At 67.2% G+C, this 26,046-nt stretch carries 19 protein-coding genes and 1 pseudogene; 15 read left to right on the top strand and 5 right to left on the bottom strand.

Annotated features, from left to right (window positions below):
- Positions 1-34: 34 nt before the first annotated feature.
- Entirely contained in the window at positions 35-658 is a 624-nt protein-coding gene (locus tag ELQ90_RS11930) for a CGNR zinc finger domain-containing protein (RefSeq protein WP_128495498.1), read from the bottom strand.
- Between the two features lie 105 nt (positions 659-763).
- Between ELQ90_RS11930 and ELQ90_RS17205 the strand changes: the two are divergent.
- Positions 764-1,102, top strand: a pseudogene (locus tag ELQ90_RS17205) (VOC family protein); the annotation flags it as partial.
- Here the strand turns inward: ELQ90_RS17205 and ELQ90_RS11925 are convergent.
- The 4 genes from ELQ90_RS11925 to ELQ90_RS11910 form a co-directional block, all read right to left on the bottom strand.
- Positions 1,048-1,605: a DUF1697 domain-containing protein gene (locus ELQ90_RS11925; protein ID WP_208020644.1), complete on the bottom strand. Its 558-nt coding sequence runs from the start codon at positions 1,603-1,605 to the stop codon at positions 1,048-1,050. The pseudogene ELQ90_RS17205 and the gene ELQ90_RS11925 overlap by 55 nt on opposite strands.
- A gap of 15 nt (positions 1,606-1,620) precedes the next feature.
- Entirely contained in the window at positions 1,621-2,118 is a 498-nt protein-coding gene (locus ELQ90_RS11920) for a SprT-like domain-containing protein (RefSeq protein ID WP_128495497.1), read from the bottom strand.
- Between the two features lie 88 nt (positions 2,119-2,206).
- The gene (locus ELQ90_RS11915; protein ID WP_128495496.1) at positions 2,207-2,731 is read right to left on the bottom strand and encodes a tetratricopeptide repeat protein; all 525 of its coding nucleotides are present in this window, start codon (positions 2,729-2,731) and stop codon (positions 2,207-2,209) included.
- Between the two features lie 97 nt (positions 2,732-2,828).
- The gene (locus tag ELQ90_RS11910) at positions 2,829-3,689 is read right to left on the bottom strand and encodes a spermidine synthase (RefSeq protein WP_128495495.1); all 861 of its coding nucleotides are present in this window, start codon (positions 3,687-3,689) and stop codon (positions 2,829-2,831) included.
- Between the two features lie 330 nt (positions 3,690-4,019).
- Between ELQ90_RS11910 and rpoB the strand changes: the two genes are divergently transcribed.
- From rpoB to ELQ90_RS11840, 14 genes are all read left to right on the top strand, one after another.
- Complete coding sequence (gene rpoB / locus ELQ90_RS11905; RefSeq protein WP_128495494.1) at positions 4,020-7,511, top strand: DNA-directed RNA polymerase subunit beta; 3,492 nt, start codon at positions 4,020-4,022, stop codon at positions 7,509-7,511.
- A gap of 77 nt (positions 7,512-7,588) precedes the next feature.
- A complete protein-coding gene (rpoC, locus tag ELQ90_RS11900) occupies positions 7,589-11,470 on the top strand; it encodes a DNA-directed RNA polymerase subunit beta' (RefSeq protein WP_128495493.1) in 3,882 nt (1,293 codons plus the stop codon).
- A gap of 238 nt (positions 11,471-11,708) precedes the next feature.
- Positions 11,709-13,385 carry a GspE/PulE family protein gene (locus tag ELQ90_RS11895; protein WP_128495492.1) on the top strand — a complete coding sequence of 559 codons (1,677 nt, stop codon included), beginning with the start codon at positions 11,709-11,711 and terminating at the stop codon, positions 13,383-13,385.
- A 79-nt stretch (positions 13,386-13,464) separates the two neighbouring features.
- Positions 13,465-14,961 carry a type IV pilus twitching motility protein PilT gene (locus ELQ90_RS11890; RefSeq protein WP_243696149.1) on the top strand — a complete coding sequence of 499 codons (1,497 nt, stop codon included), beginning with the start codon at positions 13,465-13,467 and terminating at the stop codon, positions 14,959-14,961.
- Positions 14,962-15,024: 63 nt separating this feature from the next.
- Entirely contained in the window at positions 15,025-16,254 is a 1,230-nt protein-coding gene (locus tag ELQ90_RS11885) for a type II secretion system F family protein (protein ID WP_208020643.1), read from the top strand.
- Between the two features lie 150 nt (positions 16,255-16,404).
- Positions 16,405-17,694, top strand: coding sequence for an HNH endonuclease signature motif containing protein (locus tag ELQ90_RS11880; RefSeq protein ID WP_128495491.1), 1,290 nt, complete (start codon positions 16,405-16,407; stop codon positions 17,692-17,694).
- 365 nt (positions 17,695-18,059) lie between these two features.
- Positions 18,060-18,533 carry a type IV pilin protein gene (locus tag ELQ90_RS17120; protein WP_128495490.1) on the top strand — a complete coding sequence of 158 codons (474 nt, stop codon included), beginning with the start codon at positions 18,060-18,062 and terminating at the stop codon, positions 18,531-18,533.
- A 216-nt stretch (positions 18,534-18,749) separates the two neighbouring features.
- The gene (locus ELQ90_RS11870; protein ID WP_424980816.1) at positions 18,750-20,120 is read left to right on the top strand and encodes a prepilin-type N-terminal cleavage/methylation domain-containing protein; all 1,371 of its coding nucleotides are present in this window, start codon (positions 18,750-18,752) and stop codon (positions 20,118-20,120) included.
- Positions 20,117-20,839, top strand: coding sequence for a type II secretion system protein (locus ELQ90_RS11865; protein ID WP_128495488.1), 723 nt, complete (start codon positions 20,117-20,119; stop codon positions 20,837-20,839). Before ELQ90_RS11870 ends, ELQ90_RS11865 begins: the two co-directional genes overlap by 4 nt.
- Before the next feature lie 62 nt (positions 20,840-20,901).
- Positions 20,902-22,641, top strand: coding sequence for a hypothetical protein (locus ELQ90_RS11860; RefSeq protein ID WP_128495487.1), 1,740 nt, complete (start codon positions 20,902-20,904; stop codon positions 22,639-22,641).
- On the top strand, positions 22,638-23,489 hold the full coding sequence (locus tag ELQ90_RS11855) for a prepilin peptidase (RefSeq protein ID WP_128495486.1): 852 nt from the start codon (positions 22,638-22,640) through the stop codon (positions 23,487-23,489). The genes ELQ90_RS11860 and ELQ90_RS11855 overlap by 4 nt, the downstream gene beginning before the upstream one ends.
- A gap of 59 nt (positions 23,490-23,548) precedes the next feature.
- Complete coding sequence (pilM, locus tag ELQ90_RS11850) at positions 23,549-24,634, top strand: type IV pilus assembly protein PilM (RefSeq protein ID WP_128495485.1); 1,086 nt, start codon at positions 23,549-23,551, stop codon at positions 24,632-24,634.
- Positions 24,631-25,335, top strand: coding sequence for a hypothetical protein (locus ELQ90_RS11845; RefSeq protein WP_128495484.1), 705 nt, complete (start codon positions 24,631-24,633; stop codon positions 25,333-25,335). The genes pilM and ELQ90_RS11845 overlap by 4 nt, the downstream gene beginning before the upstream one ends.
- Positions 25,332-26,033 carry a hypothetical protein gene (locus ELQ90_RS11840; RefSeq protein WP_128495483.1) on the top strand — a complete coding sequence of 234 codons (702 nt, stop codon included), beginning with the start codon at positions 25,332-25,334 and terminating at the stop codon, positions 26,031-26,033. Before ELQ90_RS11845 ends, ELQ90_RS11840 begins: the two co-directional genes overlap by 4 nt.
- The last annotated feature ends 13 nt before the right edge of the window (positions 26,034-26,046 follow it).

Here is a 26,046-nt window from a genome sequence, read left to right as displayed (position 1 = left end):
CGCATCGCGGGCGCCCGGCGGTGACGGTCCTCCGTCAGCCGCGGGCGCCCGCCGCTCGACGTTCCCGGTGCGCCCTCACTTTGTGCCGATTCCCGCACCGCGACATGGAGCACCAGCGCCGCGTTCCGCCGCGCGAGGTGTCGAGATAGACGAGCGAACAGTCGTGGCCGTCGCACTCGCGGATCCGGCCGCTCGACTCGGGATCGAAGAGAGCGATCGCGTCTCGCGCGATCGTCGAGAGCGCTTGCGCCGCTCGCGCCGATGTCCGGCCGGCCTGGCGCGAGCCTCCCTCGAGTCGCGGCGGGATGTCCGGCGTCGCGCCGTAGAGGTTCACGAGGTCGATGTCGCTCCCGGTGAGCGGAAGCTCGCGGGACCGGGCGAGCGCGAGCCTCGTGATCGCTCCACGGAGTGCGTGCGCGTCGAGGATGTCGCGGTCGGTCGACGGGGACGTCGCCATGCGCTCGCCGATCCAGTGGTCGAGGTCCGCCGTCGAGCGGAGGAACTCCCACGGATGCTCGATGTCTCCGTCCGCTGCTCCGAGACCACCGGTGTAGGCGAAGTCGAGAGCGAGCGATCCGCTGTCGAACCACCACCTCACGCCGTCGGAGGACTCGAACCACTGGCCCGTCGGGACATCGACTCTTGAGGTGACTCTCACGAAACCAAAAATAGTCGGTCACATGGGACTCGACGATCCGGGCGATCGACCGCTCGGCCTCACGCGGGACGCCGGCCGGATCTCTGGAGCGCGCCGCACGATCCGCGAACGGGCCGACCTCGCGCTCGACAGGATCGCGGCCGAGCGCGACCCGAAAGGGGAGTCGCCGCGGCTGTTCTTCCGGCGGGTTCCCGAGCGAAGACGGCGAAGAACCGCGTGCACGTCGACGCGAGGGTCGACGAGGACCGACGGGAGGCGGAGTCGCAGCGACTCGTCGGGAAGGGGGCGACGCTCTTGTGGATCACGAGCGACCGGGCCCCGTCACCGACACCGACACCGACACGATGCAGGACCCCGTGGGAAACGAGTTCTGCCTCGATTGACCGCCGTCAGACGAGCTTCCGCAGCGTCCGGAGGTTCCGTGTCGTCGTGCTCGACCGGTAGCGGGAGCGCGCCGATCGCTTCGCGAAGGCCGTGTCCGTGCTCGAGCCCCGTGGCAGGTCCCAGTAGAGGACGCCGTCGCCCCGCACGATGCGTTCGACCGCCGGATCGGTCTCCGTCTCGGCGAATGACGCCAAGTCGTCGAGGATCGCCTCGTCGGAACCGAACACCACGTAGGGCTGTCGACCGTCGACCTCCGCGAACGGAAACGCCTCCGCGATCGCGCGGACACGGGACTGCGTCGTGAGCACGATCCAGGCGTCGTAGCCGAAGGCGTCCTCGAGCGCCCTCTCCACGTCGCGTTTCACGACGTCCGGGCGACGATCGCCGCCGTCGAAGACGACGTTTCCGCTTGCGAGCACGGTACGCACGGACGAGTAGCCGAGGCTCTCGAAGGCGGCGGCGAGCGGAGCGGATCTGACCGTGATGCCACCGACGTTGACGCCGCGGAGCAGAGCGATCGAGAGGTCGAGGGGGTCTCCGGAGGAGCGGTCGGCGCCGGGCACGGGAACCGCCGTCGCCTAGGACGCGACCGACGCGGCGGCATTGCGGCGCATGGCCGGCGTGATCTCACGGCGGTGCCACCGGATCTCGAAGCGCAGATCGAAACTGCGCGAGCACACGGCGCACGAACTGCGACGGCTCGGGCGTCTGTGCCGGTAGACGGTGTGCCCGTTGGGGCAGGAGCCGACCCACGGCGCGAGCTCGTCCGCCGTCTGACCCGAGTGCAAGCGGGCGCCCGCGTAGCCGATGTCCTCCGCGATGCGCTTCCACTCCGCGCCGTGGCCGACGGCCGCTCCCGCGAGCGCGTGGGCGACCTCGTGCAGGAGGATCTGGTGCACCTCGTCGTCGTCGTAGCGCGCCGCGAGATACCGCGACACGGTGATGCGGTGATCGGTGAAATTGCACAAGCCGGCACGCTTCTTCGCGTTGTCGAAGCCGAAGCTCCAGACCGCCGGGTCGAGGTGGAGTGCGATGAGCGCGTCGGCCCAGACCCTCACTCGAGCGAGATCTGCCATGGACTCACGTTATAACGCGCGACCGACATTCCGGACCGAACCGGACGGGACGCGCCGCTCGTCATGCGCAACCTCATGACGGGCGTGATCAACTCGCGTCGGCGAGGAACGACTCCGTGACGGCGATCGCGATGAGGGACGACTCGATCTGCTCGTCCGGCGCCCCGAGCTGCCGACGGAGTTCCGCCGCGGCACGGAAGTCCTCGAGGGCCTCCTCGAAGCGCCTCATGTCGAAGTAGACCTTGCCGCGGTGCTGCAGGCTGAACGCCTCGTACAGCGTCCACTCGTGCGTGTGTGCCTCGTCGGCGCACGCGTTGAGCTCGTGGATGGCGTCGTCGTACGCCCCGCGGAACTGCAGAACCTGTGCACGCAGCAGACGCGGGCGGATGAGCTCCTTGCGGTCTCCCGTGAAGCGGGCGAGTCGCACGGCTTCGTTCGCGATCTCGAGCGCCTCGTCGAGCTGGCCGGCGACCTTCAACAGCCACGCCTTCTCGCACAGGGCCGTGAGGCTCCGGAGCTCGCCGAGCTCGTCGAGGCGCTCGCCGACGGCCTTGAGGTCGACCTTCTCGCGGAGACTGGCCGCGTCATAACCGAGGATGATGCTGTTCGTCACCGGACCAACTGTAGGCGCGGCACGGCGCTCGCCCGGCGAGGTGCCCCCGCCTGTCGCGGGATGCGCTCGATGCCGGGGGGCGAGGTGCAGAGTCCCGTCAGCGACCCGGCTTGATCTGGAACACGGATTTCGAGGGCGGCGGTGAACCCGTCGCCGTGGCGTCCGTGGCGATGGGCGCCCCCGCCGTGAACTGGCGGAGCTCCGCGCCGACGAGTGCCTTGGCCGGATGTGGTCCGCCGGCGAGGAGCCGGGGGAGGAAATCGAACGGGAGCTCCGACGGGGACCCGACGAGAACGAGGTTGCCGAAGCGCCGGCCCTTGATGATCTGCGCCTCCGCGATCACCGCGACGTGGTCGAGCGCCGCGGCGAGGGTGGACACCTGGCTGCGGGCGAACGCGAGGCCCGGCCCGTCGGCGACGTTGACGGCGAGCAGCCCCGTCGGCGAGAGGAGCCGCGCGACCTCCCGGTAGAACTCGACGCTCGTGACGTGGGCCGGCGTGCGCGCGCCCTGGAAGATGTCGACGATCACGAGGTCGCACGCGCCGTGGAGGGCGCCGGGGAGCTTTCCGACGACCTCGCGGGCGTCGCCGTAGCGTACGCGGATCGACGCGCGCTTCGGCAGCGGCAGGTGCTCGCGCACGAAGTCGATGAGCTCGCGCTCGATCTCGACGACCTGCTGCCGGCTGCCGGGGCGCGTCGCCTCGACGTAGCGGGGCAGCGTGAGCGCTCCGGCGCCGAGATGCACGGCCGTGACGGGGGCGCCCGGTTCGGCGGCGAGGTCGACGACGTGACCGATGCGGCGCACGTACTCGAAGCTCAGATCCGTGGGGTCCTCGAGGTTGACGTGCGATTGCGGCGTCCCGTCGACGACGAGCTGGAAGCTCCCCGGCACGAAGCGGTCGGGCTCGATGACGGCCTGGAAGCCGCTGCCCTCGAGCCGGATGTGGGGATGATCCATGCGTCGAAACTACCGCGACGGCGGCGCGACGGGCTCACGGACCGGCCCGCGGGACGGGCTCCCGAGGGGGAATAGATCGGAGCGGCTCGCGTTTATACAGGAGACTCGCCGAAAAGGTCAAGCCGAGAAGTAGACACAGGGGATAACTCGGCATATGATTGACCTTTGCGCTCCCAGACGTTTCACTCTGCCTTCATATTGCGGTCGGCCCGTGTGCACGATGATCCCACTTCCCCGTGGTTTCGAGGTGCTCCTTTCTGTGCGTCCGGCGAGACTTCCCTCATCAACTGACAGTGATACGACCTGACGGGGTCCACGGAGGTTATTTCCTTGGCTGCTGCGCGCAACGCAACTCCCACCACACCCAAGAACGGCCGCGGGGCTTCCCGACTGTCGTTCGCCAAGATCAGCGACACCCTGACGGTTCCCGATCTGCTCGCACTGCAGACGGAGAGCTTCGACTGGCTCGTCGGGAGCGAGGCCTGGAAGGCCCGCGTCGACGAGGCGTCGGCGGAAGGCCGACAGGACCTGCCGTCCAAGAGCGGACTCGACGAGATCTTCGAGGAGATCTCCCCCATCGAGGACCTCGGTGAGACGATGCAGCTCTCGTTCGCGAACCCGTACCTCGAGCCCGAGAAGTACTCCATCGAGGAGTGCAAGGAGCGCGGCAAGACCTACGCGGCCCCTCTCTACGTCGAGGCCGAGTTCATGAACCACCAGACGGGCGAGATCAAGACCCAGACGGTCTTCATGGGCGACTTCCCTCTCATGACCGAGAAGGGCACGTTCATCATCAACGGCACCGAGCGTGTCGTCGTGTCCCAGCTCGTCCGCAGCCCTGGCGTCTACTTCGAGCGCCAGCAGGAGAAGACCTCCGACAAGGACATCTACTCCGCTCGCATCATCCCGAGCCGTGGCGCCTGGCTCGAGTTCGAGATCGACAAGCGCGACCAGGTCGGCGTCCGCATCGACCGCAAGCGCAAGCAGTCGGTCACGGTGTTCCTCAAGGCACTCGGCCTCACGAGCGAGCAGATCCTCGACGAGTTCAAGGGCTACGAGTCCATCGAGCTGACGCTCGAGAAGGACGCGATCCTGTCGAAGGAGGACGCGCTTCGCGACATCTACCGGAAGCTCCGTCCGGGCGAGCAGGTGGCCGCCGAGGCCGCTCGCGCGCTCCTCGACAACTTCTACTTCAACTCGAAGCGCTACGACCTCGCGAAGGTCGGCCGGTACAAGATCAACAAGAAGCTCGGTCTCGACGCTCCGCTCAGCGACTCCGTCCTGACGGTCGACGACATCGTCGCGACGATCAAGTACCTCGTCCGCCTGCACGCCGAGGAGACCACGTTCAACGGCCTCCGCAACGGCAAGCCGGCCGAGATCCGTCTCGACACGGACGACATCGACAATTTCGGCAACCGTCGCATCCGCGCCGTCGGAGAGCTCATCCAGAACCAGGTCCGCACGGGCCTCAGCCGGATGGAGCGCGTCGTCCGCGAGCGCATGACGACGCAGGACATCGAGGCCATCACGCCGCAGACGCTCATCAACGTGCGTCCCGTCGTCGCCGCGATCAAGGAGTTCTTCGGAACGTCCCAGCTGTCGCAGTTCATGGACCAGAACAACCCGCTCGCGGGTCTCACGCACAAGCGTCGTCTCTCGGCGCTCGGCCCCGGTGGTCTGTCGCGTGAGCGTGCCGGCGTCGAGGTCCGTGACGTCCACCCGTCGCACTACGGCCGCATGTGCCCGATCGAGACCCCGGAAGGCCCGAACATCGGCCTCATCGGCTCGCTCGCGTCCTTCGCCCGCATCAACGCGTTCGGTTTCATCGAGACGCCGTACCGTCGCGTCGTCGACGGCCGGGTCACCGACCAGATCGACTACCTCACCGCGATGGAGGAGGCGGACTTCATCGTCGCCCAGGCCAACGCGCCGCTGAAGTCCGACGGTCACTTCCAGGAGGACCGGGTCCTCGCCCGTCAGACCGGCGGAGAGGTCGACCTCGTGCCGGCCGAGGACATCGGCTACATGGACGTCTCGCCGCGCCAGATGGTGTCGGTCGGTACGTCGCTCATCCCGTTCCTCGAGCACGACGACGCGAACCGCGCCCTCATGGGTGCGAACATGCAGCGTCAGGCGGTTCCGCTGCTCCGCAGCGACTCGCCGCTCGTCGGAACCGGTATGGAGGGCTACGCGGCCATCGACGCCGGTGACGTGCTCACCGCGCAGAAGGCCGGTGTCGTCGCCGAGGTCTCGGCCGACGTCGTCACGATCCAGCTCGACGAGGGCGGGACGCAGACCTACTACCTGCGGAAGTTCGACCGCTCCAACCAGGGCACGAGCTACAACCACCGTGTCATCGTCAACGCGGGCGACCGCGTCGAGGTCGGCGAGGTCATCGCCGACGGCCCCGCGACGGAGAACGGCGAGCTCGCGCTCGGCAAGAACCTCCTCGTGGCGTTCATGACGTGGGAGGGTCACAACTTCGAGGACGCGATCATCCTCAGCCAGAACCTCGTGAAGGACGACGTCCTCTCGTCGATCCACATCGAGGAGTACGAGGTCGACTCGCGCGACACGAAGCTCGGCAAGGAGGAGATCACCCGTGACCTCCCCAACGTGAGCCCCGAACTGCTCAAGGACCTCGACGAGCGCGGCATCATCCGCATCGGCGCCGAGGTCCGTCCTGGCGACATCCTCGTCGGCAAGGTCACGCCGAAGGGCGAGACCGAGCTGAGTGCCGAGGAGCGCCTGCTCCGCGCGATCTTCAACGAGAAGAGCCGCGAGGTGCGCGACACGAGCCTCAAGGTGCCCCACGGCGAGTCCGGCACGATCATCGCGGTGAAGGAGTTCAACGCGGAGGACGGCGACGACGAGCTCGGCTCGGGCGTCAACCGCCGCGTTGTCGTCTACATCGCCCAGAAGCGCAAGATCACCGAGGGCGACAAGCTCGCCGGCCGTCACGGCAACAAGGGTGTCATCGCGAAGATCCTGCCCGTCGAGGACATGCCGTTCCTCGAGGACGGCACGCCGGTCGACGTCATCCTCAACCCGCTCGGTATCCCCGGTCGAATGAACTTCGGACAGGTCCTCGAACTCCACCTCGGCTGGATCGCCCAGCAGGGATGGAAGATCGAGGGCAACCCGGACTGGGCGAAGAACCTGCCGGAGCACGCTCGTGAGGCCGCTCCCGGTACCAAGGTCGCGACGCCCGTGTTCGACGGCGCAGCGGAGGAGGAGATCGCCGGTCTGCTCGACTCGACGAACGTCACGCGCGACGGAGACCGCCTCATCGGCTCCTCCGGCAAGACGCGACTGTTCGACGGTCGTTCCGGCGAGCCGTTCCCCGCGCCCGTCTCGGTCGGCTACATGTACATCCTGAAGCTGCACCACCTCGTGGACGACAAGATCCACGCCCGTTCCACGGGACCGTACTCGATGATCACCCAGCAGCCGCTCGGTGGTAAGGCGCAGTTCGGTGGACAGCGGTTCGGTGAGATGGAGGTGTGGGCCCTCGAGGCCTACGGCGCCGCTTACGCGCTCCAGGAGCTCCTCACGATCAAGTCCGACGACATCCTCGGCCGCGTCAAGGTGTACGAGGCGATCGTCAAGGGCGAGAACATCCAGGAGCCCGGTATCCCCGAGAGCTTCAAGGTCCTCATGAAGGAGATGCAGTCGCTCTGCCTGAACGTCGAGGTCCTCTCGGCCGACGGTACGGCGGTCAGTCTCCGTGACACCGACGACGATGCGTTCCGCGCGGCGGAAGAGCTCGGCATCAACATTTCCTCGCGGTTCGAGTCCTCGTCCATCGACGAGATCTGATCCGGGCACTGTACCCATTCAGGCGCAGCGCCTACACATCGTTAGAACTTCGAGAAACATTCCGTAGGAGATAAGAATTGCTCGACGCAACAACTTTCGACGAACTCCGCATCGGCCTGGCCACCGCTGACGACATCCGTCGGTGGTCGTACGGTGAGGTCAAGAAGCCGGAGACCATCAACTACCGCACCCTGAAGCCCGAGAAGGACGGTCTCTTCGGAGAGCAGATCTTCGGGCCGTCCCGTGACTGGGAGTGCGCGTGCGGCAAGTACAAGCGCGTCCGGTTCAAGGGCATCGTGTGCGAGCGCTGCGGCGTGGAGGTCACGAAGTCCTCCGTCCGCCGTGAGCGCATGGGCCACATCGAGCTCGCCGCGCCCGTCACGCACATCTGGTACTTCAAGGGTGTTCCGAGCCGTCTCGGCTACCTGCTCGACATGGCGCCGAAGGACCTCGAGAAGGTCATCTACTTCGCCGCGTACATGGTGATCAGTGTCGACGAGGAGGCACGTCACCAGGACATGCCGGGTCTCGAGAACGAGCTGCGGCTCGAGATCAAGACGCTCGGCGACCAGCGCGACGCCCGCATCGCCGACCGCCTCAAGAAGCTCGAGGACGACCTCGCGGCTCTCGAGGAGGAAGGCGCCAAGGCCGACCAGAAGCGCAAGACCAAGGACGCCGCCGAGAAGGAGATGGGTCAGACCCGCAAGTCCTTCGACGAGCAGATCGCCCACCTCGAGCGCGTGTGGGAGGACTTCCGCACCCTCAAGGTCGGCGACCTCAAGCCCGAGGACGCCGTGTTCCACGAGCTGCAGGACCGTTTCGGCCTGTACTTCGAGGCCTACATGGGTGCCGAGTCGATCAAGAAGCGCCTGCTCTCCTTCGACCTGAACGCCGAGGCAGAGCTGCTCCACCAGCAGATCGCCGAGGGCAAGGGCCAGAAGAAGATCCGTGCGATCAAGCGGCTCCGCGTCGTCAACTCCTTCGTCCAGACCGGCAACTCGCCGGCGGCGATGGTGCTCGACGTCGTGCCCGTGATCCCGCCGGAGCTCCGCCCCATGGTGCAGCTCGACGGTGGCCGCTTCGCGACGTCCGACCTCAACGACCTCTACCGTCGTGTGATCAACCGCAACAACCGTCTCCGTCGTCTGCTCGACCTCGGTGCCCCCGAGATCATCGTCAACAACGAGAAGCGCATGCTCCAGGAGGCCGTCGACGCGCTGTTCGACAACGGCCGCCGCGGTCGCCCGGTCACGGGTACCGGAAACCGTGCGCTCAAGTCGCTGTCCGACATGCTCAAGGGCAAGCAGGGACGCTTCCGTCAGAACCTGCTCGGAAAGCGCGTCGACTACTCGGGTCGTTCGGTCATCGTCGTCGGCCCGCAGCTCAAGCTCCACCAGTGCGGTCTGCCCAAGCAGATGGCGCTCGAGCTGTTCAAGCCGTTCGTGATCAAGCGTCTGATCGACCTGAGCCACGCTCAGAACATCAAGGCGGCCAAGCGCATGGTCGAGCGTTCACGCGGCGAGGTGTGGGACGTGCTCGAGGAGATCATCCGCGAGCGGCCCGTGCTCCTCAACCGTGCGCCCACGCTGCACCGTCTCGGCATCCAGGCGTTCGAGCCTCAGCTGGTCGAGGGCAAGGCCATCCAGCTCCACCCGCTCGTGTGTGCCGCGTTCAACGCGGACTTCGACGGTGACCAGATGGCCGTCCACCTCCCGCTGTCCGTCGAGGCCCAGGCCGAGGCGCGCATCCTGATGCTCGCGTCGAACAACATCCTGAAGCCGTCCGACGGCCGCCCGGTGACCCTGCCCTCCCAGGACATGATCATCGGTCTGCACCACCTCACCACGGTCACCCCCGGTGCCGTCGGCGAGGGCCGTGCGTTCTCGAGCATCGCCGAGGCGATCCTCGCGAAGGACCAGGGCACGCTCGACCTGAACGCCGAGGTGCGCATCCGTCTCGAGGGCCTGTACTTCGCCGAAGGTGCGACGCCCGAGGGCTTCGAGCAGGGCAAGCCGTACCTGCACACCACGACGCTCGGTCGCGCGCTCTTCAACGAGGCGCTCCCGGTGGACTACCCGTTCATCGACGCCGTGGCGGACAAGGGCCAGCTCTCGTCGATCGTCAACGACCTCGCCGAGCGCTACCCGAAGGTGGAGGTCGCCGCGACCCTCGACCGCATCAAGGACGCCGGTTTCCACTGGGCGACGCGTTCCGGTGTGACCGTGGCTCTCTCCGACATCCTCACGCCGCCGAACAAGCGCGAGATCGTGGCGGGTTACGAGAAGCAGGCCGCCAAGGTGCAGTCGCAGTTCGAGAAGGGCCTCACGACCGACGCCGAGCGTCGTGCGGAGCTCATCAAGATCTGGACGCAGGCGACCGACGACGTGCAGAAGGCGATGCGGGACAACTTCCCCGTCGACAACACCATCAACCGCATGGTGTCCTCCGGCGCTCGTGGTAACTGGCTGCAGATCCGGAACATCGCCGGTATGCGTGGACTCGTGTCCAACCCGAAGGGTGACATCATCCCTCGTCCGATCATCTCCTCGTACCGCGAGGGTCTGTCGGTGGCCGAGTACTTCATCGCGACGCACGGTGCCCGTAAGGGTCTGGCCGACACGGCCCTCCGTACGGCCGACTCGGGATACCTCACTCGTCGACTCGTCGACGTGTCGCAGGACGTCATCATCCGTGAGGACGACTGCGGGACGACCAAGGGGCTCGAGCTCCCGATCGCGGCGTTCGACGCCCAGGGCACCCTCGTCCGTGACGCGAACGTGGAGAACTCCGTGTTCGCCCGTTCGCTCGCGGCCGACGCCGTGGACGCGAACGGCACGGTCATCGCCGAGGCCGGATCGGACGTCGGAGACGTCCTGATCGACAAGCTCGTCGCCGCGGGCGTCGAGTCGATCAAGGTCCGCTCGGTCCTCACGTGCGAGTCCGCCGTCGGTGTGTGTGCTGCCTGCTACGGCCGCTCGCTCGCGACCGGCAAGCTCGTCGACATCGGCGAGGCCGTCGGCATCATCGCGGCCCAGTCGATCGGTGAGCCGGGAACCCAGCTCACGATGCGTACCTTCCACACGGGTGGTTCCGCGTCGGCCGACGACATCACGCAGGGTCTTCCCCGCGTGCAGGAGCTGTTCGAGGCCCGTACCCCGAAGGGTGCGACCCCGATCGCGGAGGCCGCCGGTCGCATCACGATCGAGGAGACGGACAAGAGCCGCAAGGTCATCCTGACCCCCGACAACGGCGACGAGCCGGTCGTCTACCCGGTCCTCAAGCGTGCGACCCTCCTCGTCGAGGACGGCGAGCACGTCGAGCTCGGGCAGAAGATCCACGTCGGTGCCGTCGACCCCAAGGAGGTCCTGCGCGTGCAGGGCGTCCGCGAGGTCCAGAAGCACCTCGTGGGTGGCGTCCAGGGCGTCTACCGGTCGCAGGGTGTGCCGATCCACGACAAGCACATCGAGGTCATCGTCCGTCAGATGCTCCGCAAGGTCACCGTCGTCGACCACGGCGACACCGACCTGCTGCCGGGTGAGCTCGTCGACCGCTCGAAGTACAACAACCTCAACCGCGAGGCGTTGACCGAGGGCAAGAAGACGGCGTCGGCTCGCCAGGAGGTCATGGGTATCACCAAGGCGTCCCTCGCGACCGAGTCCTGGCTGTCGGCCGCGTCGTTCCAGGAGACCACGCGTGTCCTCACGCAGGCCGCCATGGAAGGCAAGCGCGACCCGCTCGTCGGCCTCAAGGAGAACGTCATCATCGGAAAGCTCATCCCCGCGGGCACTGGTCTCCAGCGCTACCGCAACGTCGCCGTCGAGGCGACGGAGGAGGCGAAGGCCGAGCGCTACCCGAACCGCATCTTCGCGGACGACGGCGCGTTCAGCGAGGCGGACCTCTCGTTCGTCGACTTCGACAGCTTCTCGAGCGACGACTTCACGCCCGGCAACTACAGCTAGGCGCGAGTCTCCGCAGGAGATGTGATCCACCCGAAGGGCCCCGGCATCCGCCGGGGCCCTTCGGTGTTCCCACGCTCGACGGCGGAGGCTCCGCGTCCACCGAACGGGGGAGCCCACATTGCGGGACTGTTCCCACCGATGAGGCTCGAATAGCGTTGCTCCGGCCGATGAACGCGTGAACCCAGCGCGTGCGGCGGGAGTGGTGTGATCCGCCACGTCGAGGGAAGAGGTGACCCACGTGGCGTCGATGACGGAAACGCTCATCCTGCACGGCATCCTGCCGCTCCAGCATCTCGACCGACTCGAGCGGTTGAGCCGGAACCATGCCGACGAGGAGGCCGTCGTGCGCGGCCTCGTCGCGGACGGTGTCCTGACCGAGGCGCACGTGGCTCGGGCGCGCGCGATCCAGCGCGGTCTCGACTTCGTCGAACTCCTCGAGTACCCCGTCGACCGCACCGCCGTCTCGATGGTGTCGTCCGCGATCTGCCGCCGGCACGGCGTACTCCCGATCGGTGTCGAGGACGGTCGGATCCGTCTCGCGACAGCGGACCCGGGCAACGTCTTCGCGATCGACGACGTCCGCGCCGCGACCCACCTCGTCGTGGAGCCCGTGATGGCGGAACAGCACGACCTCGCGGCCGCGATGGACCGCTACTTGCGCGCGGACGACGAGCTCAGCGACCTCACGACGACGCTCGAGGAGGAGAGCACGTCGATCGACGCGGCCCTCGTGACGGAGTCGTCAGAGGATGACGCGCCCATCGTGCGCGTCGTCAACCTGCTCGTGTCGCAAGCGATCCAGGACCAGGCGTCCGACATCCACATCGAGCCGGCCGAGAACGAGTTGCGTGTCCGCTACCGCATCGACGGCGTGCTGCACGAGATGCAGAGCGCCCCGAAGGCCATCCAGAACGGCGTCATCTCGCGGCTCAAGATCATGAGCGACATCGACATCGCGGAGCGGCGGAAGCCGCAGGACGGCCGCATGTCCGTCGTGCACGGCGGCCGCCAGATCGACTTGCGTGTCGCGACGCTGCCGACGGTGTGGGGCGAGAAGGTCGTCATGCGGATCCTCGACAACTCGAACACCGCGATGAGCATCCGCGACCTCAACCTCCTCGAGCGCAACTACGGGGTCTACGAGAAGGCGATCTCGAAACCGCACGGCATGATCCTCGTGACCGGTCCGACGGGATCCGGCAAGTCGACGACGCTGTACTCGACGCTCGGTGCCGTCGCGCGGCCGGAGATCAACGTCATCACGGTCGAGGACCCGGTCGAGTACCGGATGGACGGCATCAACCAGGTGCAGGTCAATCCGAAGGCCGGCCTGACGTTCGCGAGCGCATTGCGTTCCATCCTGCGGAGCGACCCCGACGTCGTGCTGCTCGGAGAGATCCGCGACCACGAGACCGCGCAGATCGCCATCGAGGCATCGCTCACGGGCCACCTCGTGCTCTCGACGCTCCACACGAACGATGCGCCGAGCGCCGTCGTGCGTCTCACCGAGATGGGGATCGAGCCGTTCCTCGTGGGCTCGGCCCTCGATTGCGTTGTGGCGCAGCGACTCGCCCGAAAGCTGTGCGAGCGGTGCAAGCAACCGGCCGAACCGTCGGGGGAGGAGCTCGATCGGCTCGGCTTCCCCTCGATCGGCCCGGACGGTGCGCCCGTGCGGCTCTTCGCCCCCGTCGGTTGTCGACAGTGCTCCAACACGGGCTACCGCGGGCGCATCGCCGTGCACGAGGTCATGGCCGTCTCCGAGGAGATCGAAAGACTCACGGTCGAACGTGCGTCGTCCGCCGACATCGCCAGGGTCGCGAAGCGTCAAGGGATGCTCACGCTCCGTCAGGACGGCTTCGCGAAGGCGTTACGGGGCTACACGTCGCTCGAGGAGATCCTGCGGGTGGCCGTGTGAGCGGGCGACGCGGCGGAGGCCGCCTCCGAGTATCGGCGACAACGACACAGCACACGATCGGACGACGAGGGAGCGACGCGTGACAGGTCCCATCTACGAGATCCCGGTGACCCCGCCGGGCGACGACGCCGGCGGCTGGACGCCGGGGGCTCCCGGGCAGCTGTCCCGTCGGGCGCAGCGGCAGGCGAGCGCACCGGCGGACGCCTTCGCGGCGGCGGCCGCGGAAGCCGCCGCGGCCGCCGAGGCTGAAGCTGCACGGGCACCGTCCACGGTGTCGCACGACGTGAGCGCGTTCGTGTCCGCCCCGACGGTCGGCTCCGTGCCGTCCGCGGCTGCTCCCGCGTCCGTCGCTGCTCCCGCGCCGACAGTTTTGTCGGCGTCGGCGTCGGCGTCGGCGTCTGGGGCAGCGTCAGGGTCCGGGGCGTCGCGCCACGTGACGCTTGAGGCTGCCCTGCACGAGCTCGTGGCGCTCGGCGGATCCGACCTGCACATCACACGCGACGCGCCGCCTACGGTCCGCGTGAGCGGCGGGTTGCAACCCATCGAGGGTGCGCGCCCGTGGGACGCCGACACGGTGTCGCGCGAGCTGCTCGCGATCCTCGACGACCGGCAACGCGATGCATTCGCCGACGTGCTCGAACTCGATTTCGCCCACCCCCTCACCGAGGCGAGCCGCTTCCGCGTCAACTACTACAAGCAGCGCGGCTCGATCGGCGCGGCGTTCCGCCTCATCCCGACGGAGATCAAGCCGCTCTCGGCTCTCGGCGTACCCGACTCCGTGTCGCGCTTCGCGACGCTCGCGCGCGGCCTCGTGCTCGTCACGGGACCGACGGGCTCCGGCAAGTCGACGACCCTCGCAGCCCTCATCGACCTCGTGAACAAGACGCGGCGCGACCACATCGTGACGGTCGAGGACCCGATCGAGTTCATGCACCCCAACCAGCTCTCGATCGTGAACCAGCGCGAGGTCGGGCAGGACACGCGGAGCTTCGCGAACGCCCTCAAGCACGTCCTGCGTCAGGACCCCGACGTCATCCTCATCGGCGAGATGCGCGACCTCGAGACGATCTCCGTGGCCCTCACGGCGGCCGAGACCGGTCACCTCGTCTTCGCGACCCTGCACACGCAGGACGCCGCGCAGACGATCGATCGTGTCATCGACGTGTTCCCGCCGCACCAGCAGGACCAGGTCCGCACGCAGCTCGCGGGCACGCTCCAGGGCGTCGTCTGCCAGACTCTCGTGCCGAAGGCGAGCGGATCGGGCCGCGTCGTCGCGACCGAGGTGCTCGTGATGACTCCGGCGCTCGGCAACCTCATCCGCGAGGGCAAGACGTACCAGATCATCTCCTCGATGCAGGCGGGCAAGGACCTCGGCATGCACACGATGGATCAGCATCTCGCGGAACTCGTGAACGCCGGATCGATCACGCGGAAGGCTGCGGAGGCGAAGGCCCACGACCCGTCGGCGTTCGCGCGCCTGCTCGGTCGTGTGGAGTCGCCGACGGAAGCCGCGGCTCAAGCGATGCGGTCGTCGGGGATCGACTTCGGTGACGCCTTCTCGGGGAGCGGTTCGTGACGACCCGCGAGGCCGCTCGAACCACGCTCGCGGTGCCGTCGGCTCGCATGACGGAGGCCTGACATGCCCACGATGACCGCGTACGCCTACAAGGGGCGCGATGCGAGCGGCAAGATCGTGAAGGGCCGGGTCGACGCCACGAGCGAGGCGCAAGTGGCGTCGCGGCTCCGGGTCATGGGGCTCTCACCGGTCTCCATCGAGCAGGCCCCCGACGGCACGGGGCTCAACCGCGAGATCTCGATCCCCGGTCTCTCCAAGGGTGTGACGCTCAAGGACCTCGCCGTCATGAGCCGGCAGATGTCGACGATGTCGGGCGCCGGTCTCTCCCTCCTCCGCACGCTCACGATCCTCGCCGAGCAGACGGAGTCGGTCGCGCTCGCGAAGATCCTCGCGCGCGTGCGCGACGACGTCGAAGCGGGCACCTCCCTCTCGGACGCGATGCGGAAGCACCCGCGCGACTTCCCGCCCATCATGATCAACATGGTGAGGGCCGGCGAGACCGGCGGGTTCCTCGACAACGCGCTCTCGACCGTCGCGACGAACTTCGAGAAGGAGGTCGAGCTGCGGGACAGCATCAAGTCGGCCATGACGTACCCGGTGATCGTCATCATCATGTGCTTCGTGTCCGTCGCGGCGATGCTGATCTTCATCGTGCCGATCTTCGAGACGATGTTCGCGGGGTTCGGTGCGGATCTGCCGGCGCCGACGATGCTGCTCGTCATCCTCTCGAAGCAGATGGTGTGGCTCGCGCCGCTCCTCATCGTCCTGACGATCGTGGGGACCGTGTGGTGGCGGCAGAACAAGAACACCGAGAAGGTCCGTCGCACGATCGATCCGTTGAAGCTCAAGGCTCCCGTGTTCGGTCCACTCATGACGAAGTTGGCCGTCGCGCGCTTCGCCCGCAACTTCTCGGACATGATCGGCGCCGGCGTCCCCATCCTGCAGGCGCTGCAGATCGTGGGGGAGACGTCCGGGAACTGGGTCGTCGAGAACGCCTTGTCGCGGGTCCAGGACGCGGTGCGGCAGGGGCAGTCGATCTCGTTGCCGCTCATCGACGAGAAGGTCTTCCCGCCGATGGTGACGCAGATGATCGCCGTCGGCGAGGACTCGGGTGCGCTCGAGCAGATGCTCGACAAGATCGCCGATTTCTACGACCAGGAGGTCAAGACGACGACGGCGCAGCTCACGGCGCTCATCGAGCCGCTCCTCATCGCGTTCCTCGGGATCGTCGTCGGCGGCATGATCGTGGCGTTGTACCTCCCGATCTTCAGCATCTACACGGCGATCGAGTAGGCGAGTAGGGCACGGGCGGCCGTTCGATGCGGCCGGTTCTCTCCCCGGGATCGTCGTCCACAGCGGCTATCGGGATGACCCGTCCACAGGGACAAAAGACCCGATAGCGGACATGATCCGGATGTCGGTGGTGTGTGATTCCATGCCGTCATGGATCCCGACGACCTCGCTTCCGCCTCGCGGGCGGTGTTGCTCGACGCGCTCATCGCGAGCCGCGCGGCGGCCTCACGCGAGGCCGCGTTGCAGGCGCGCGTGCTCGTCGAGTTGCGCTCTCGTGAGGTCGAGTCCGAAGTCGTCGGATTCGGCGGCGTCGCGCCGGGTGGTCGCTGGGCCCCACCCCCGGCGCTCGACTCGGGGCTGCGGGCCGAGTTGGCGCATCGCGCGCTCGTTGCCGAGGTCGCCGTGGCGATACACGAGTCGGAGCGGGTCGTCGCGCGTGACTTCGACGAGGCCGAGCGACTCGTGCGGCGGTTGCCCCTCACACTGGCCGCTCTCGCTGATGGGCGCATCGGGGAGAGACACGCGCGCGTCCTGATCGAGCAGAGCATCGGTCTGGGCGCTCACCCGACCGACGCCGATCCGCGGGATGCTGAGAGGCGCCTGGAACGATTCGAGAACGAGAGTGTGCCTCTCGCCGAGACGACGAACCCGCCAGGTCTGAAGCGGCGGGCGCGTGTCATTCGTGAGCGGTTGCTGCCGCAGTCCATCGAGGTGCGGGTGCGGTGGGCGGCGGCGGAGCGACGGGTCGTGCTGGAGGATGCCGACGACGGCATGGCGTGGCTGCATCATTACCTTCCGGCGGAGGAGGCGCATGCCGTGTACGACACGCTCACGCGACTCGGTCGCCGTGCTGCGCGGGGCAGCGGCCGCACGCTCCCGCAGACACGGGCCGACATCGCTCGCGACCTCCTGCTGAGCGGCGCTCCGGAGGCCGTGTCGGGAGCGGACGTCATCCGGCCCACCGTCCACGTCACCGTGCCGGTCCTGACGCTTCTCGGGGCCAGCGAGGAGCCCGCCGTCCTCGACGGGTACGGCCCGATCCCCGCCGACACGGCCCGACGGCTCGCGGCGCGGGCGCCGAGCTTCACGAGGATCCTCACGCACCCGGAGACGGGAGTCGTCCTGTCGGTCGGGCGCGACTCCTACGCCGTCCCGACGGACCTCAAGAGGTTCGTCCGCCTGCGCGACGGCCGGTGCCGCTTTCCGGGCTGCAATCGCGTCGCGCGGGACTGCGAGCTCGACCACACCGTCCCGTGGGCGGACGGCGGCGAGACGGCCCACGACAATCTCGCGGCCCTCTGCGCCAACCACCATCACCTCAAACACGAGACGGCCTGGAGCGTCGAGCGAGTGCGAGGCGCTCCCCACCACGGAACGGCGGTGCTGTCCTGGACGAGTCCGGCGGGGCGCACGTACGTCACCGAGCCCGATCCGCCCTGAGGCGACCATCACGCCCTTCGTCGGTGTTCGTGATCGCATTGAAACGTGCCGCAGTCGCGCACCGCGGCTCCCATCGATCTGCTGTCGTGTGCCTCTCCGGCGGGCATTCTGCACGCCGCCACCCGATACGGAGGTGATCTCCCAGATGAGGCGATACACCCCCCAACCACGGGACACGTGCCCCCAGTTCGGTGTACGCCGGGAGGTGTCGCCACCCCGACATTGGGGTCACGACCGGGGGATTTTCACCCCCGTTGGTGTGTCTTCACGACCGGTTCTCCGCCTCTAACATCGTCCAGGGTCAAGGAAAACCCGGCCTTACGACCCACACCCTGCACGCACATCACCAAGAAACGGAACCCCTCATGGTTGCTCGTATCACCGCGGCGCTCGCCGCACGTAAGGCCGCCCTCAAGGACAGCGACAAGGGCTTCACGCTCATCGAGCTCCTCGTCGTCGTCATCATCATCGGCGTCCTCGCCGCCATCGCCATCCCGATCTACATCGGTGTTCAGGAGAACGCGAAGGACTCGGCTGTGAAGTCGGACCTGACGAACGCCAAGATCGCCGTCACCGCGTTCTACACCGAGAAGTCGACGACGCCTAGCTTCACCAACACGGACGACGCCAAGCTCTTGAAGGAGTACGGCTTCACGGACTCCGCTGACACTAAGGACGCATCGATTACCTTCGGCGGAACCCCTAGCGCTGAGGCCTTCTGCATCCAGGCCCAACGAGATGGCGCGGCCACTGACGAGAAGTGGTTCAACATCAAGTCCGACGCGGGCGTCGCCACCGGTAAGTGCGGCACCACCGGCACGACGACGCCCTCGTCCTAACCCTTCACCATCAGTCACTCGGTGGGGCGCCGTTCGTTCGGCGTCCCACCGGTCTCTGTCCGAACCACCTGCGTGAGTACCCGACCCTCACACCGCAGCACACGAACCAACAGCACCACAACCACGCGACAGCGGCACCTCGGGGAGAGGTGCCGCTGCCGATCTCCGTTCCGCTCTCCCCATTCACCTGAGTCGAGGAGGTGCCCCGTGAGAAGAATGCGCAAGCTCCTCCCCGTGGCACCCGTCTCTTCAGCGGGTCGCGCGAGCGCCGACGACGGACTTACCCTCGTCGAACTCGTGGTGGCCATGATGGTCTTCGCCATCCTGTCGCTCGGGGTCGCCTATTCGATCCTCGCGACGTTGCAGTCCACACACGACTCCCGGGGCCGTGCCGCCGCTGCGAACCTCGCCGCCCAGGAGATCGACTTCGTAAGGTCGGTCGGAGACGTGTTCTCGATCTCGACGGCGCAGCCGCGCACGGAGATGGTCGGCGGCATCCCCTACACGGTCACTCGCACGACGAAATGGATCAACACCGGCTTGAACTCGACCGATTGCGGCGCCGGAGACGGTGTCCTGCTGCATCAGCAGGTGAACGTCGAGGTCTCCTGGGGCTCCGGAGACGCAAAGCGCACGGTCCGTTCAGACACGATCATCGCGCCGTCGTCGAAGATCAACGATGAAACGCTCGGCACGGTCGTCGTTCAGGTGACGCGCGCCGACGGGTCCGGCGCGGAGGGAATCACCGTCTCGGTGACGCCGTCGGCCACCCCGGGGACCGCGGCGACGCTCACAGAGCCGGTTCCCGTCACCAACAGCAGCGGTTGCTCCTATGCCCTCGAAGTGAAGCCCGGCAACTACGACGTCACGATCCAGCGAACGGGCTACGTCTCGGGCACGCACCAAGCGATCTCCGTCCAACGCGATCAGGCCGTGGTTCGGGGAGCCGCCACCTCGGTGCTGTTCGCTTACGACCAAGCCATCGCCATCACGCCGGCGCTCGATCGCAGCGCGAGCCCGAACGCAATCATCCCCTCCGGGCTCGGGGTCAGCTACGTCAGCACAGCAGGGACTTACCTCTCGAGCTCGCCTCAGTCGACCGTTCGGATGTTCCCTGCCGAGGCCGGCTACACGGTTATGGCCGGCACGGTGGCCATCGAATCCGGTGCCGCGACGTCTTGCGACGCGATCGACCCGTCTCGCTGGCCTCCGGCGACGGGAACCGACGGCGTCACGAAGGACGGCTGGGTCATCCCTCCGACGGCGACGGCTCGCGGCACCTCCACTACCGTGTCGGTCCCCGTCGCCGTGGTGAGGGTGACGATGCCCGCCGGGTCGACGGCGACGGTGACCGCGAAGAGCATCGCCCCCGTCGCCGACTCTCCGACGTGCGGCACCACCATGGAGTACTCGCTCGGTTCTTTTTCCGGGTTTCGGGATTTCGTCCTGCCGTTCGGGACCTGGAGTGTGACGACGCCGTCCGGGACCGTCGGCGTGATTCCCGGATCAGCGGTGGCCCCCCTCACCGGAGGGTTTTTCAACGACGGCGTCCTGACCCTGGACCCGCGGAAGGTGGTCGTGCCGTGAACCCGTCGATGGTCGTCCGGGCGGTCGCGGCGCGAATGGTCAGCGTCCGGCGCGTCGCGCAACGCGACGAGGGCATCTCCCTCGTCGAACTTGTCGTGGGGATCCTCGTGCTGGGGATCATTTCGGCCCTCATCGCGAACCTCTTCATCAGCTCCGTCCGCGCCATGTCGGTCTCGTCGGCGACGGACACGAACACCCGGATGGCGTCGAACGGGATGAACCAGTTAACGCGCATGGTGCGGGCCGGCACCCCCTACCCGGTGAAGAACGAAATGGTCCCACGACCGGCGTTCGTCCAGATCGCGCCGGACTCGTTCACGATGTACGCCTACGTCAACCTCCAGAACAGCGACCAGAAGCCGGTGAAGGTGCAGTACTCAGTCGAGCGCACCGACCTCATCGAGACGACGTGGGAGGCCGGCCCACCGGACGGTGACTTCTACAACTTTCCGCCCGATCCCACCTCGAGGCGCGAGCTGGCCACCTCGCTCGTCCCGGCGGCCGAGACCGGTTCGCCGCTGTTCACCTATCTCGATAAGGCGGGGCATCCGATCGCGGTGCCGTCGGGCGGTGTGATCAGTACGGACGTCCTCGCGTCCGTCAGCGCCGTGTCCATCGCTCTCACCATCCAGGGTTCGTCCACCGACACCCGCTCTCGCGTCGCGCTCGAGAACACGGTGGCGATCCCGAACCTCGGTCGAACCCGGGTGATCCCGTGAACCGGCTGAGGACGACTCTGGGTCGGTGGCGAGAAGGGGCGGACGACGGTGCTGCGCTCGCCATGACGATCATCATCGGAATGGTCCTGATGATCTTCGTCGCGACGGCCACAGCGGTCGCGGTCAGTGGAACCCGGAAGTCCTCGCACGACGCGGATTGGAGCGCCGCCATTGCGGCCGCATACGCCGGGGTCGACGACTACCAGTCGCGACTGTCGAACGACACGTCGTACTCGCGTTATGGGAACCCCCACGCCGCCTTCAGCAGCACCAGCACGCTGGTCCTGCCGGCCCAGGAGAATCCGGCCTTCGGCATCGGCACGACTGGGACGTGGGCGAGCGTGCCGGGCAGCTCCAATGGGGCCCAGTACCGGTACGAGGTCGACAACTCCTCCTACGCGACGGCCGGGAGTCTCCGGATCCGCTCCTCCGGTCGAGTCGGCGACAGTGTCCGCTCGATCGTCGTGAACGTGAAGCAGAAGGGCTTCGTCGACTACCTCTACTACACCGATTTCGAGATGACGGATCCCATTTTGCGCCCGAACTCCTGGTGCCCGCTCACCTACGCGCACCAGCTGCCGGGGAACACCCACGCGAGCGGGTGTCAGAACATCCAGTTCGCCGCCAACGACGTCATCAACGGTCCGTTCCATTCGAAGGACACCGTCTTGACCTGCGGTGCGACGCGCTTCAACGGTACGTTCACGACGGAGAACCGAATTGCGCCGCTCTACAAGCGGTCGACTGCCTCCGGTTGTTCTGGCTCTCCGGTCTTCGCGGTAGCGCCTAAGCACAGCGATGCCCCGAAAATGCCGGAGTCGAACGCGGAGATGCTCCGTGAGACGCGTGGTGACCTCATGTCGAGCACGGTGCCGCGCCCCGGCTGCCTCTACAGCGGTCCGACGATCATCACATTCACCGCGGACGGGATGATGAACGTGAAGTCACCGTTCACGCGAGCGACGCGTACGTCGGGTTCGCCGGCCTCCGGTGCCGTCGTGAACACCGATTGCGGCACCCCCGGCAACCAGACCGGACAGCTCGGTTCCCTCGACGGTGCGACGATCCCCGTGATTGACCAGAACCTGATCTACGTCCAGAACGTGCCGAATCAAGCGGGCAACCCGAACATCCCGATCTCGACGACGGCCAGCAACTTCACGTGCTCCTCTTCCGGCAACCAGTGGACCTTCGGCACCGAGAAACACCCCGCCGCCAACGAACAGGTGCCATACGCGTCACCGGCGCACTACGGGTGTCGGAACGGCGACCTCTACGTCAAGGGCGTGCTCGACGGCCGAGTGACCCTTGCCGCCCAGAACTACATCTACGTCACCGGAGACCTGACCTACGAGAGCGCATCCGACGATGTCCTCGGGTTGGTCGGCGAGAACTCGGTGTGGGTGCACAAACCCGTCTATTGCTCGGTCTGGAACAAGGACGAATACGGTCGCAATACGACGTGCAGAACCTACGCGAACATCTCGACCACGAAGGATCGGCGGATCGATGCTGCGATCCTCTCGGTTCTGCACACCTTCATCGTGCAGAATTACGACCGCGGCGCGTCCTTCGGAACGCTCACCGTGATGGGGTCCATCGCCCAGAAGTTCCGGGGCCCGGTCGCCACCACCGACGGAGCGGGTGGCGTGCAGAGCGGCTACCTGAAGAACTACTCGTACGACCCGCGTTTCAAGTACCTGGCACCACCCAAGTTCCTCTCGCCGGCGACCACGACCTACGGCGTCTCGGAGATCGTCGAGGTCAAGTCTGCTTTCAAGCCCGACGGGAGCCCGGCATGACTCAGGTGGACCTCGTCCCTCTCCTTGTGGTGGGTGCCGTGCTCGTCGGCGTCTTCGGACTGCTGATCGGCTCGTTCCTCAACGTGGTCGTCTATCGAGTGCCGAACGGGCTGTCCGTCGTGAACCCGCCGAGTGCGTGCCCCGGCTGCGGCGCGGACATCAAGCCGTACGACAACGTTCCCGTGCTCTCGTGGCTCGTGCTCGGCGGCAGGTGTCGCGCGTGCCGCGAGCCGATCTCCGTGCGTTACCCCCTCGTCGAGCTCGCGGGCGGCGTCGCTTTCATCGGCGTCGCCGGGTGGTGGACCTCCGTCACAGGGCTCACGGAGACGGTGAGCGGGATCGTCGCCTCGGGCCTCGGCCTCGTCGCCTTCCTCTACCTCGCGGCGGTGTCGCTCGCGCTCGGCCTCATCGACCTCGACCTCCATCGTCTCCCGGACCGGATCGTGCTCCCGGCCTACGTCGTGCTGACGGTCCTCCTCGGGGCATCGGCGCTCCTGGACGGGCGGCCGGAGGCTCTCGGGCGCGCCGTCATCGGCGCCGCCGTGCTCGCGGTCTTTTACCTCATCCTCGCGACCGTCAAGCCGGGAGCGATGGGGCTCGGCGACGTGAAACTGGCGGGTGTGCTCGGGCTCGCGCTCGCGTGGCTCGGGTGGCCACAACTCATCGTCGGCGCGTTCGGTGCGTTCCTGACGGGCGGACTCTTCGCGGTCAGCCTGCTCGTGACCGGTCGCGCTCGACGCGGGTCGGGGATTCCGTTCGGCCCCTGGATGCTCCTCGGGGCATGGATCGGCGCCGTCGCCGGTGAACCCGTCGCCACCGTCTATCTCTCATCCCTCGGCTTGGCGTGAGCGCACCGAGCGCCCGCGTCCACCACGCACCACGAGCACCACAGTTCAGGAGACACACCATGGCATCGAGCGTCGTCGGCATCGACATCGGCAGCGTCGCCATTCGCGCCGTCGAACTCAAGGACCCGGACAAGGCGCGACCGACCGTGCTGCGTTTCGGAGAGATTCCTTTGCCGGAGGGCGCCGTCGCGCGCGGTGAGGTCATCGAGCAGCGCACCGTCGCCTCGTCCCTCAAACGGTTGTGGTCGACGGCGGGTTTCGGCTCCAAGGAGGTCGTGATCGGGATGGGCAACCAGCGTGTGCTCGCCCGTGACCTGACCCTTCCCCGTATGTCGATCACGCGAATCCGCGAGTCGCTCCCGTACCAGGTCCAGGATCATCTCCCCGTGCCGGTGGAGGAGGCTCTACTCGATTTCTACCCGATCTCCGAGGCGATGTCGGACTCGGGCCCGGTCGTGAACGGCTTGTTGATCGCCGCGATCAAGGAGGCCGTCCTCGGGAACGTTCGAGCCGTCGAACTCGCGGGACTCACCACCTCGGGCGTCGACCTCGTTCCTTTCGCGCTCTCACGCCTCCTCCTGGGCACGGCCGCGTCGGAGGGTGCAGGGATCGTCACGGAAGCGGTCGTCGAGATTGGCGCGACGGCCACGACCGTCGTCATCTCGACGCGTGGTGTTCCCCAGTTCCTCCGCATCATCCCGTCGGGCGGTGAGGACGTCACCGAGGCTCTGAAGCTCCGGCTCGAACTCGAGCGAGGCGAGGCGGAGACGCTCAAGCGGTTCGTCGGTCTGACGACGCGGGTCGTTGACCCGTGGCACGTGCCGGCGATGAATATCATCAACGAGGTCGCGAGCGATCTGCTCGGGAGCATCCGGAACACGGTGGCCTACTTCACGCACACTCGGCCCGATTCCATCCTCCAGCGGATCCAGCTGTGCGGGGGAGGGTCCTTCCTCCGCGGACTGCCGGAGGCGCTCGCCGAGTTGACGCGTCTGCCGGTCGCTCCGGTGGACGTGCTCGCCGGTCTTGCGATCGCGCGCGGCGTAGACGCCAAAGGGCTGCATGCCCGGCAGGCGGAGTTCACGGTGGCGCTCGGGCTCGCCGTCGGCGTGCAGGACGCCCACGCGGGGAGGGCAGCGGCATGAGCCCCCGGAGCGCCGTCGAGGAACTCGCGGTCGGTCGCCGTCCACGCGCCGATCTCATCCCGCCCGAAATCGTCGCGGAGCATCAGGCCAAGAAGACCCGTCGTCGGCTGCTGCTCGGTCTGCTCGGCGTGCTGCTCGTCGTCGGTCTCGCCGCCGGAGGGGCGACGTGGCTCAACGTGCAGAGTCAGTTCGCGCTCCTCGCATCACAAGCTCGCACGGCGGATCTGCTCGTCGAGCAGGCGAAGTACATCGAGGTGCGCCGGGTGCAGGAGGAGATCGCCCTCATCGAGAGCGGACGGAAGGTCGGAGCGTCGACTGAGATCCTCTGGAAGGACTACCTTCTGAGCGTCCAGTCGAAGCTCCCGGCCGACGTCGTCGTCATGTCGGTCTTGATCGAGTCGGCATCGCCGCTCAGCGAGTTCGCACAGTCGGACGAGCCGTTGCAGGAGCCGCGCGTCGCGACGCTCACCTTCTCGGCGGTGAGCGCGACTCTTCCGGACGTGACGTCGTGGCTCGACGGTCTCGCCGACCTGCCCGGGTATGTCGGAGCCACCCCCGCCTCCGTGTCGCTCGACGAGGAGAGCCGTTTGTACACGTCGGCGGTGACCATGCAGATCGATGAGGGCGCCTGGTCCGAACGATTCACGCCCGACGACGAGAAGGTCGGCGAGGGCCAGGCGGGATCGGAGGCGGGCGAGTGAACGCGCAGAGGCTCTGGATCATCGGGACGGCCATCGTCGCCGTCGCCGTGCTCGTGCTCGGATGGTTCGTCGGTGTCGAGCCGCAACTCGTCGCGATGCGAGCGACGGATGAGCAACGCCGGGGCGTCGACGCGCAGAACGCCGCAACCGAGGCGACCGTCGCTCGTCTGGAGACGGCTTTCGGGGGCCTCGACGCGCTCGAGGAGGACCGGGACGCGTTGCGTACGTCGATCCCCGTCACGTCGGAGTCGTCGCTCCTGCTCGACCAGCTCGATGCCCTCGCCGCGGCGAGCGGCACGACGGTCACGCAAGTGACGACGTCGCCGCTCGTCGCGTACACCCCTCCGGTCGTCGACGTGCCACCGGACTCGGGTGCCCACGAAGGGGACACGGAGGAAGCAGAGGAGGGGGCCGAGGAGCAACCGGCTCCCGCCGAACCCACCGGTCCTCCGATGATCACGGATCCCCTCATCACGCCGGAGAACTTCTACTCCATGCAGGTCTCCGTCGCGGTCACGGGTTCCAACGAGGACGTCCTCGACTTCGTCGATCGGCTCCAGCACGGCGAACGATTGTTCCTCGTCACGTCGCTCCAGGTCAGTTCCGACGAGGACACCGGCTCGTTCACAGCGACCTCGACGGGTTTCGCCTACGTCCTCCTCGGCGCGGCGGGAGCAGAAGAAGCGGCCGCGGAGTAACGGGCGAACACGC

The organism is Labedella phragmitis (genome assembly GCF_004078635.1).
GTDB classification, from domain to species: domain Bacteria; phylum Actinomycetota; class Actinomycetes; order Actinomycetales; family Microbacteriaceae; genus Labedella; species Labedella phragmitis.
The sequence above is the reverse complement of the archived record's forward strand: the minus strand, read 5'-3'. Positions and strand labels throughout refer to the sequence as shown.

Bases quoted from the DNA above. Each gene is read 5' to 3' on its own strand.
- ELQ90_RS11860 (WP_128495487.1), top strand. From the start codon at position 20,902: ATGACGATCATCATCGGAATGGTCCTGATGATCTTCGTCGCGACGGCC.
- ELQ90_RS11880 (WP_128495491.1), top strand. From the start codon at position 16,405: ATGGATCCCGACGACCTCGCTTCCGCCTCGCGGGCGGTGTTGCTCGAC.
- pilM (WP_128495485.1), top strand. From the start codon at position 23,549: ATGGCATCGAGCGTCGTCGGCATCGACATCGGCAGCGTCGCCATTCGC.
- ELQ90_RS11885 (WP_208020643.1), top strand. From the start codon at position 15,025: ATGCCCACGATGACCGCGTACGCCTACAAGGGGCGCGATGCGAGCGGC.
- ELQ90_RS11910 (WP_128495495.1), bottom strand. From the start codon at position 3,689: ATGGATCATCCCCACATCCGGCTCGAGGGCAGCGGCTTCCAGGCCGTC.
- ELQ90_RS11845 (WP_128495484.1), top strand. From the start codon at position 24,631: ATGAGCCCCCGGAGCGCCGTCGAGGAACTCGCGGTCGGTCGCCGTCCA.
- ELQ90_RS11855 (WP_128495486.1), top strand. From the start codon at position 22,638: ATGACTCAGGTGGACCTCGTCCCTCTCCTTGTGGTGGGTGCCGTGCTC.
- ELQ90_RS11920 (WP_128495497.1), bottom strand. From the start codon at position 2,118: ATGGCAGATCTCGCTCGAGTGAGGGTCTGGGCCGACGCGCTCATCGCA.
- ELQ90_RS17120 (WP_128495490.1), top strand. From the start codon at position 18,060: ATGGTTGCTCGTATCACCGCGGCGCTCGCCGCACGTAAGGCCGCCCTC.
- ELQ90_RS11870 (WP_424980816.1), top strand. From the start codon at position 18,750: ATGCGCAAGCTCCTCCCCGTGGCACCCGTCTCTTCAGCGGGTCGCGCG.